The following is an 8,022-nucleotide window of genomic DNA, read 5'->3' on the forward strand; positions in this document are numbered from 1 at the left end:
CTCAGGAGGCGCCCCATGCCGGCCACCGGGAAGTCGTCGCGGCCGCCGCGGCGCAGGAGGCCAGCAGCTCGCTCATGCAGACGCCCGCGGCACGCGGCGGCCGCGACGACTTCCCGGTGGCCGGCATGGGGCGCCTCCTGAGGGTCGGGGGCGGGCGAAGTTAGGTAGACCTAACCAGATGCTGGCCCCATGGGAACACGCCCGGGACACCCCGCGCAAGGAGACGTCGGCCGGGTCCCGGCCCCCGGACGGCCGCCCTCAGGCCGTCAGGACGCCCAGGTCCACGGCCGTCCACCGGGGGCCGATGCCCGTGACGGTGACGTGCCGCACCTCGTCGAGGGCCGGCGGTTCGGATCCGGCCGTTCGGGTGGTCGCCGTGCCGACGGACCGGTGGATCACGACCTGCAGCCGCTCCTCGGTCAGCTCCTCGACCTTGCCCTCGCCCCACTCCACGACGACCACCGAGTCGGGCAGCGACACGTCGAGGTCCAGGTCCTCCATCTCCTCCAGCCCGCCCGACAGGCGGTAGGCGTCGACGTGGACGAGCGGCGGGCCGTCGCCGAGGGACGGGTGCACGCGGGCGATCACGAAGGTCGGGGAGGTGACGGCGCCGCGCACGTCCAGGCCCTCGCCCAGGCCGCGCGTCAGCGTGGTCTTGCCCGCGCCGAGTTCGCCGCTGAGCATCACCAGGTCGCCCGCGCGCACGAGCTTCGCCAGGCGGCGGCCCAGCTCCCGCATCTGCTCGGGGGAGGGGACGGTGATCTCGACGGACACGGAATCAGCCGGGCTGTGCGGTGCTGCTGGTACGTCCATAACTGCCCACGGTAGTGCCTGCGGGGACCGCGCCGACGCGGGCGAGCAGGTCGGCGAGCCGGTCGGTGACGACCTCCGGGTGCTCCAGCAGCACCAGGTGCCCGGCGTCGGGGACCAGCACCAGCTCCGCGTCCGGCAGCAGGGCGGCGATGGCCTCGCTGTGCTCGCTGGGCGTGACCAGGTCCCCGGTCCCGGCCAGCACGAGCACCGGCATGTCCCGGAAGAGGGCCAGCGCCTCGGTCTTGTCGTGGTCGGTGAAGGCCGGGTAGAACTCGGCGACCACGTCGATGGGCGTGGACTCGATCATCCGCTCGGCGAACCGGGCGACGGCCGGGTCGATGTCCCGCCCGGCGAAGGAGTACCGCTTGATGATCCCGGCGAACAGGTCGGCGGTGGCCCGCCGGCCCTTCTCCACCAGGTCGGCGCGGCGGCCCAGCGCCTTGAGCACGCCGGGCAGGACGCGGCGCACCGCGTTGACGCCGGCCACCGGCAGTCCGAAGTTGACCTCGCCGAGCCGTCCGGAGGACGTGCCGACGAAGGCGGTGGCGACGACCCGTTCGCGGATCAGCTCGGGGTACTGGGCGGCCAGCGCCATCACCGTCATGCCGCCCATGGAGTGCCCGACGAGCACGAGCGGGCCCTCGGGCGCGGCGGCGTCGATGACGGCCTTCAGGTCACGGCCGAGCTGGTCGATGCTCAGCGGCTCCTCGTCGCGCAGCTGGGCCGCCCCCCGCCCGGAGCGGCCGTGGCTGCGCTGGTCCCAGTGCACGGTGCGGACCACGCCGCGCAGGGCCGCGCGCTGGAAGTGCCAGGAGTCCTGGTTGAGGCAGTAGCCGTGGCTGAAGACGACGGTGACGGGGGCGGGCGTCCTGCCGCCGAAGAGCCGGCGGCGGCGCGGGACCAGGCGAGCCGAGTCGTCGGGACCGGTGTCCTCGACCTCGTCGACCTCGTAGTACAGCTCGGTGCCGTCGTCGGCGACGGCCCTGCCGGGGGTGCCGCGCAGGGTGCCGTAGGGACCGGTCGCGTCCAGGGCGAGCCGCGCCTTCCTGCGCACGTCCCGGCCGACGGTCATCCGTTCGATGGCGACGGTGGCGGCGGCACCCGCCGCCACCACGCCTATCGCGGCCCCCGCGATGCCGGTGGCCCTGCGCCAGCCGCCGGACGTGCCGACGACGGCGGCGAGGGCCGCCGCCCTGCTCTCGCTCACGTACCGCTCCTCTTCGTGCCGTCCTGGTGTTCGGGGCCGCCGGCGCGGCCCGGTGGTGGCCCGAGAGGGGGTCACCCGTACGGGTCATGCGTTCCTGCGCGCGGTGGTGCGGGTCCGCTCGTCGGTCCCGTTCCCGCTTCCGCGCGCCGCGCACGTCCGTGTGCGCGGTCTCACGCGGGAGGCGTGCTCCTAGTCGCTCGCGTCCTCCCGTGCGTCCTCGTGGAGATAGACGCGGGGGACGCGGGTTCCGATGCGGGTGACGATCTCGTACGCGATGGTGCCCGCGGCCTGCGCCCAGTCCTCCGCGGTGGGCTCACCGCGGTCGCCGGGCCCGAAGAGCACCGCCTGCGAGCCGACCTCGGGCTCGTCGCCGCCCAGGTCGACCACGAACTGGTCCATGGCGATCCGGCCCGCCACCGTCCGCCACTTGCCGCCGACCAGCACGGGGCCGCTGCCGGAGGCGTGGCGCGGGATGCCGTCCGCGTAGCCGACCGGTACCAGGCCGAGGGTGGTCTCGCCGGGGGTGACGTAGTGGTGGCCGTAGCTGATGCCGTGGCCGCCCGGGGCGTGCTTGACCAGCGCCAGCGACGCCGACAGGGTCATCACCGGGCGCAGGCCGAAGTCCGCGGGGACGCCCAGCTCGGGGCTGGGCGAGAGGCCGTAGAGCGCGATGCCGGTGCGGACGAGGTCGAAGTGGCTCTCGGGGACGGTGAGGGTGGCGGGCGAGTTGGCGATGTGCCGCACCTCGGGGCGTACGCCCTCGCCCTCGGCGTAGGCGGTCATCTCCCGGAAGCGGGCGAGCTGTGCGGCGATCGACGGGTGCCCGGGCTCGTCCGCGCAAGCGAAGTGGGACCACAGCCCGGTGATCCGCACCAGCCCCTCGGCCTGCGCGCGCAGCGCCTGGGCGACCAGCTCGGGCCAGTCGGCGGGCTGGCAGCCGTTGCGCCCGAGCCCGGTGTCGGCCTTGAGCTGCACCCGCGCCGGCCGGCCGGCGGCCCGCGCCGCCTCGCGGACCTCGGCCAGGGCCCACAGCCCGCTCACGGACACGTCCACGTCGGCCTCGACGGCCTCCCGCCACGGCCCGCCCGGCGACCACAGCCAGCACATCACCCGGACCTGCTCGGGCGTGAGGCCGGCCGCGCGCAGCGCCAGTGCCTCCTCGGGGGTGGCGGTGCCCAGCCAGGTCGCCCCGGCGGCGACGGCCGCGCGGGCGCACGGCACGGCGCCGTGCCCGTAGGCGTCGGCCTTGACCACGGCCATCAGGGCCGCGCCGGACGCCCGGGCGCGCAGGGTCCGCACGTTGGCCCGCAGGGCGGCCAGGTCGATCTCGGCGCGGGCGCGCAGCGGGGCCGTCCGCGGGTGTGCTGTCTCGTTCATCGCGCCCCAGTGTCTCAGAGCCGCCCGACGGGGCGGCGGCACCGGGCCCACGGCACCGGAGCCCACGGGCGCCGGGCCGACGGCATCGGGCGCGCGGCCCGGCCCCGCGCGGTCGCCCCGGCCGCGCCTCGCACGAGGACGTGCCGAGCCTCGTCGGCCCCTGGCCCCGCCCGCAAGAGGCGCGCCCGCACGCCCGCACGCGTACGCCCGCCCGCTTTACGCCGGTCATCGGTGAGCGGGGGTGGGCGGCCGACCGCCTCGTGGTCGGGGACCAGTCTGGCAGTGCGGCCGCTTCACGCCGACATCCGTGGGACGCCGGGGCGTCCGGCGGAGTTCCTGGGTCCGGTCAGGAGGACCCTTTCGGGTTGATGTTCGGGTCGAGAGGATGCTTTCCCCCGGCCGCGAGTTCGAATTCGGCCCGGGGGTGTTCCAGTGACCCCAGGGAGACGATCTCCCGTTTGAACAGTCCCGCCAGGGTCCACTCGGCGAGCACCCGGGCCTTGCGGTTGAAGGTGGGCACCCTGCTGAGGTGGTAGGCGCGGTGCATGAACCAGGCCGGGTAGCCCTTGAGTCTGCGTCCGTAGACCTGGGCGACGCCCTTGTGCAGGCCGAGGGAGGCGACCGAGCCGACGTACTTGTGCGCGTACCTCTCCAGGGGTTCGCCGCGCAGGGCGTGGGCGATGTTGTCGGCGAGCACCTTGGCCTGGCGGACGGCGTGCTGGGCGTTGGGGGCGGTGAGCGCGCCCGGTTCGGCCGCGGTGACGTCGGGGACCGCGGCGGCGTCGCCGGCCGACCAGGCGTGTGCCACGCCCTCGACGGTCAGCTCGGCGGTGCACTTCAGGCGGCCGCGCTCGTCGCGCGGCAGGTCGGTGGCGGCGAGCAGGGGGTGCGGTTTGACGCCGGCGGTCCACACGACCGTACGGGTCGGGAAGCGCTGGCCGTCGCTGAGGTGGGCGACGCGGTCGGCGCACGACTCCAGGCGGGTGCCGAGCAGCACCTGGATGTTGCGGCGGCGCAGCTGGGTGACCGTGTAGCGGCCCATCTCCTCGCCGACCTCGGGCAGGATCCGGTCGGAGGCCTCGACGAGGATCCACTTCATGTCCTCGGGTTTGAGGTTGTGGTAGTAGCGCGCGGCGTAGCGGGCCATGTCCTCCAGTTCGCCCAGGGCCTCCACTCCGGCGTATCCGCCGCCGACGAAGACGAAGGTGAGGGCGGCGTCGCGGATCGCGGGATCGCGGGTGGAGGAGGCGATGTCCATCTGCTCGATGACGTGGTTGCGCAGGCCGATGGCCTCCTCGACGGTCTTGAAGCCGATGCCGTAGTCGAGGAGGCCGGGGATGGGCAGGGTGCGCGAGACGGAGCCGGGCGCGAGGACGAGTTCGTCGTACGTCAGCGTCTCGGTGCCGCCCTTCTCCTGCGTGGCCGGGGTGGTGAGGGTGGCGGTGCGCCGCGCGTGATCGATGCGAGTCACCTCGCCGGCGATCACACGGCAGCGGCCCAGGACCCGGCGCAGCGGTACGACGACGTGCCGCGGCGAGATCGCACCGGCGGCGGCCTCGGGCAGGAACGGCTGGTACGTCATGTACGGGTCGGGCGTGACGACCGTGATCTCCAGCTCGTCCCGGGCGATCTCCCGTTTCATCCGGTGCTGCAGGCGCAGGGCCGTGTACATCCCGACGTAGCCGCCGCCGACAACGAGAATGCGCGCACGTTCCTTCACCATCCCATGACGCACCCGTGACGGTCGTTTGTCCACAGGCCCGGCGATTTGTGTGACCGGCGGTCGCGGCGCGGCGCACGGGGGCGAGCGGCCGGGGCACAGGGCGTGTGCGCAGGTCAGTGGGGCTGCGTCGGGGTCGGGCCGGGGATGCGGTGGGGGTGTTCGCGGCCCGTACTCCGATCGGGCGGCGCTCCGTGCGGAACGTGCCTCTTCTGAATTGACTCCCTCTCAACTATGTTCGTGTGTCGACGGGGTGTAGGGGAGGTGGCCGGGCCAGTCGGAGGGGGGTCCCGCCGGGATCCCGGAAACGGGCTCGGTCGCGCGTGCGTTCTCCGTTCCGTGCACCCGGTCGTTCAGCGGCGGGGAAAGTCTCCGGGGGGAGACGTCATGACCGGGGGATCATTCATGCACATTCAGGAGACTCATTGGTCCGGCACGTCCGCCGTCGCGCCCGGTGGCGCGGCGAGAGGCGGGACAGGGGGCGGCGGACGCGGGGAGGGACCGGCGCGGACGACGCCGCTGCGGGTGGACGCCCAGCGCAATCTGGAGCACGTGCTGCGGGCGGCACGCGAGGTCTTCGGCGAGCTGGGCTACGGCGCCCCGATGGAGGACGTGGCGCGGCGCGCGCGGGTCGGGGTCGGCACGGTGTACCGGCGCTTCCCGAGCAAGGACGTCCTGGTGCGGCGGATAGCGGAGGAGGAGACCGCCCGGCTGACCGAGCAGGCGCGGGCCGCGCTCGGGCAGGAGGACGAGCCGTGGGCGGCGCTGTCCCGCTTCCTGCGCCCGTCGGTGGCCTCGGGCGCCGGCCGGCTGCTGCCGCCGCAGGTGCTGCGGGTCGGCGTCGCCGAGGAGGGCGCCGGAGCGGAGGGAGCGCGGGTGCCGGCGCAGCGGACGCAACCCGGCGCCGGGGAGCTGCGGCTCGTGCCGGACGAGGCCGGACCGGTGGGCGCCTCCGGCGCGGCGGGTGCCTCGGGTCCGGCGGGCGCGGCCGAGGAGGTGCAGGACGAGGCCGGGGCGGCGGCGCTGCTGGAGGTCGTGGGCCGGCTCGTGCAGCGGGCGCGTGAGGCGGGGGAACTGCGGCCGGACGTATCGGTGTCGGACGTGCTGCTGGTCATCGCCACGGCGGCGCCCTCGCTTCCGGACCCGGCCCAGCAGGCGGCGGCCTCGGCGCGGCTGCTGGACATCCTGCTGGAGGGGTTGCGGTCCCGGCCCGCTTGAGCGGGGGCGTGCGCGCTCCCGCGCGTTCCGGTGGTTCATGCCCCGTACGGGTGACGGCCAGTCCCCCGTCGCGGCAAGTCCCCACGGACGAGTGGCGGATCGTTGCTGCGCGGTTCCCGCCGGTGGGCTGTATGGCAGTCTGACCCGGTGACAGGGACGGGCTCGGCGTGCGGCGGGGGCTATCGGCGATGAGCGCGGACAGGCAGGACGAGCCTGACGGAGACGGTGAGGCCGGCGCGGAGGGCATGCACCGGCCTCAAGTACCGCGCCAGGGCGGCCCCGGTGGCTTCCGGCGCCGGGGGGCGTCCGCCGGCGTCCCGGCACAACGCGAGGACGGGGTGCCGGCGCAGGGCCAGGACGGGGTGCCGGCGCAGGGCGAGGATCGGGCGCTGCCGCCCGTCGGGGACCGGTCGTCGTCCGACGCCGAGCTGATCACACGGATGCGCGGGGGCGACGACACGGCGTACGAGGAGCTGTACCGGCGCCACGCGCACGCCGTGCGCCGCTACGCCCGCACCTGCTGCCGCGACGGGCACACCGCCGACGACCTGACCGCCGAAGTGTTCGCCCGCATGCTCCAGGCGGTGCGCGGCGGCGCGGGCCCCGAACACGCGGTCCGCGCCTATCTGCTCACCACCGTCCGCCGGGTCGCCGCGCACTGGACGAAGACGGCCCGGCGCGAGCATCTGGTGGACGACTTCGCGGTGTTCGCCGCTCAGGCCGCCCGCGGTTCCGAGGTGTCCGACGACGACACGCTGGACCTGGGCGCCGAGGTGCGGGCCATGCACGAGGCGGAGCAGTCCCTGGCCATGCGGGCCTTCCGCTCGCTGCCCGAGCGGTGGCAGGCCGTGCTGTGGCACACCGAGGTGGAGGACGAGTCGCCCAGCCAGGTCGCTCCCCTGTTCGGGCTGGACGCCAACGGCACACGGGTGCTGGCCAGCCGGGCCCGGGAGGGCCTGAAGCAGGCCTACCTCCAGGCCCACGTCAGCGCCGCGCTGACCGGCGACGAGGACTGCGCCCGCTACGCCGACCAGCTCGGCGGCTACGCCCGGGGCAAGCTGCGCACCCGCGCCGAGCGGGGTGTGCGCAAGCACCTGGAGGAGTGCGCGCGGTGCCGGCTCGCGGCCGTGCAGATCGAGGAGGTGGCCGGCGGCATCCCGGCCGTCGTCCCGGTCGCCGTCATCGGCTGGTTCGGCGCGGCCGGATACGCCAAGGCGCTCGGCATCGTCGCGGGCGGCGCCGGTGCCGCGGGAGCGGCGGGAGCCGCCGGCGCGGCCGCGGCCGGCGGCGGTACGGCCACCGGCGCGGGAGGAGCGGCCACCGGGGGCGGTGCGTCCGGTGGCGCGGGTGGCGGTGCGGCGGCCTCCGAGGGCCTGGGCGGACCGGTGAAGGCCGGCATCGCGGCCGGGGTCGTCGCCGTGGCGGCCGCGGCCGTCGCCTTCGCTCTGGTGGGCCACGACGCCCCGGCCGGGAAACCGGTCCCCACCGGGCCCCCCCCGGCGTCCCGGGCCCGGCGCCCCCGCCCCCCCCCGCGGCCCCCACGCCCCCTCCCCCCCCCCCCTCGCCCCCCCCCCCCTCCCCCGACCCCCCCCCCGCCCCCCCCCCGCCCCCCGGCCCGCCCCCCCCGCCACCGCCCCCCGCGCCCCCCCCTCCTTCACCTTCCCCCTACCCTCCCCTGCCGCCTCCG

Annotated in this window: 5 protein-coding genes and 1 pseudogene; 2 read left to right on the plus strand and 4 right to left on the minus strand. The window is 75.6% G+C overall.

Translation table 11 applies throughout. The features are described from left to right. Positions 1–258 precede the first annotated feature (258 nt). The 4 genes from tsaE to GV126_RS30720 all read right to left on the minus strand — a co-directional run bounded on the left by tsaE (position 259) and on the right by GV126_RS30720 (position 5,120). Positions 259–813 (minus strand): tRNA (adenosine(37)-N6)-threonylcarbamoyltransferase complex ATPase subunit type 1 TsaE, encoded by a 555-nt coding sequence (tsaE, locus tag GV126_RS30705; RefSeq protein WP_159672753.1) that lies wholly within the window; start codon positions 811–813, stop codon positions 259–261. Continuing rightward, entirely contained in the window at positions 779–2,020 is a 1,242-nt protein-coding gene (locus GV126_RS30710; protein WP_159672755.1) for an alpha/beta fold hydrolase, read from the minus strand. Before GV126_RS30710 ends, tsaE begins: the two co-directional genes overlap by 35 nt. Before the next feature lie 189 nt (positions 2,021–2,209). Continuing rightward, entirely contained in the window at positions 2,210–3,397 is a 1,188-nt protein-coding gene (alr, locus tag GV126_RS30715) for an alanine racemase (protein WP_159672757.1), read from the minus strand. A 346-nt stretch (positions 3,398–3,743) separates the two neighbouring features. Beyond that, the gene (locus GV126_RS30720; protein ID WP_159672758.1) at positions 3,744–5,120 is read right to left on the minus strand and encodes an NAD(P)/FAD-dependent oxidoreductase; all 1,377 of its coding nucleotides are present in this window, start codon (positions 5,118–5,120) and stop codon (positions 3,744–3,746) included. Between the two features lie 402 nt (positions 5,121–5,522). Here GV126_RS30720 and GV126_RS30725 point away from each other — a divergent pair, with 402 nt between their 5' ends. Together GV126_RS30725 and GV126_RS30730 are read left to right on the plus strand one after the other, a co-directional pair. Beyond that, entirely contained in the window at positions 5,523–6,335 is an 813-nt protein-coding gene (locus GV126_RS30725; RefSeq protein WP_159672760.1) for a TetR/AcrR family transcriptional regulator, read from the plus strand. A 188-nt stretch (positions 6,336–6,523) separates the two neighbouring features. Further along, positions 6,524–8,022, plus strand: a pseudogene (locus tag GV126_RS30730) (sigma-70 family RNA polymerase sigma factor); the annotation flags it as partial.

Source organism: Streptomyces mexicanus, from assembly GCF_902506575.1.
Classification (GTDB): Bacteria; Actinomycetota; Actinomycetes; order Streptomycetales; family Streptomycetaceae; genus Streptomyces; species Streptomyces mexicanus.

Excerpts from the sequence above, each read along its gene's own strand:
- GV126_RS30720 (WP_159672758.1), bottom strand. The coding sequence starts at position 5,120 with ATGGTGAAGGAACGTGCGCGCATTCTCGTTGTCGGCGGCGGCTACGTC.
- GV126_RS30725 (WP_159672760.1), top strand. The coding sequence starts at position 5,523 with ATGCACATTCAGGAGACTCATTGGTCCGGCACGTCCGCCGTCGCGCCC.
- alr (WP_159672757.1), bottom strand. The coding sequence starts at position 3,397 with ATGAACGAGACAGCACACCCGCGGACGGCCCCGCTGCGCGCCCGCGCC.
- tsaE (WP_159672753.1), bottom strand. The coding sequence starts at position 813 with ATGGACGTACCAGCAGCACCGCACAGCCCGGCTGATTCCGTGTCCGTC.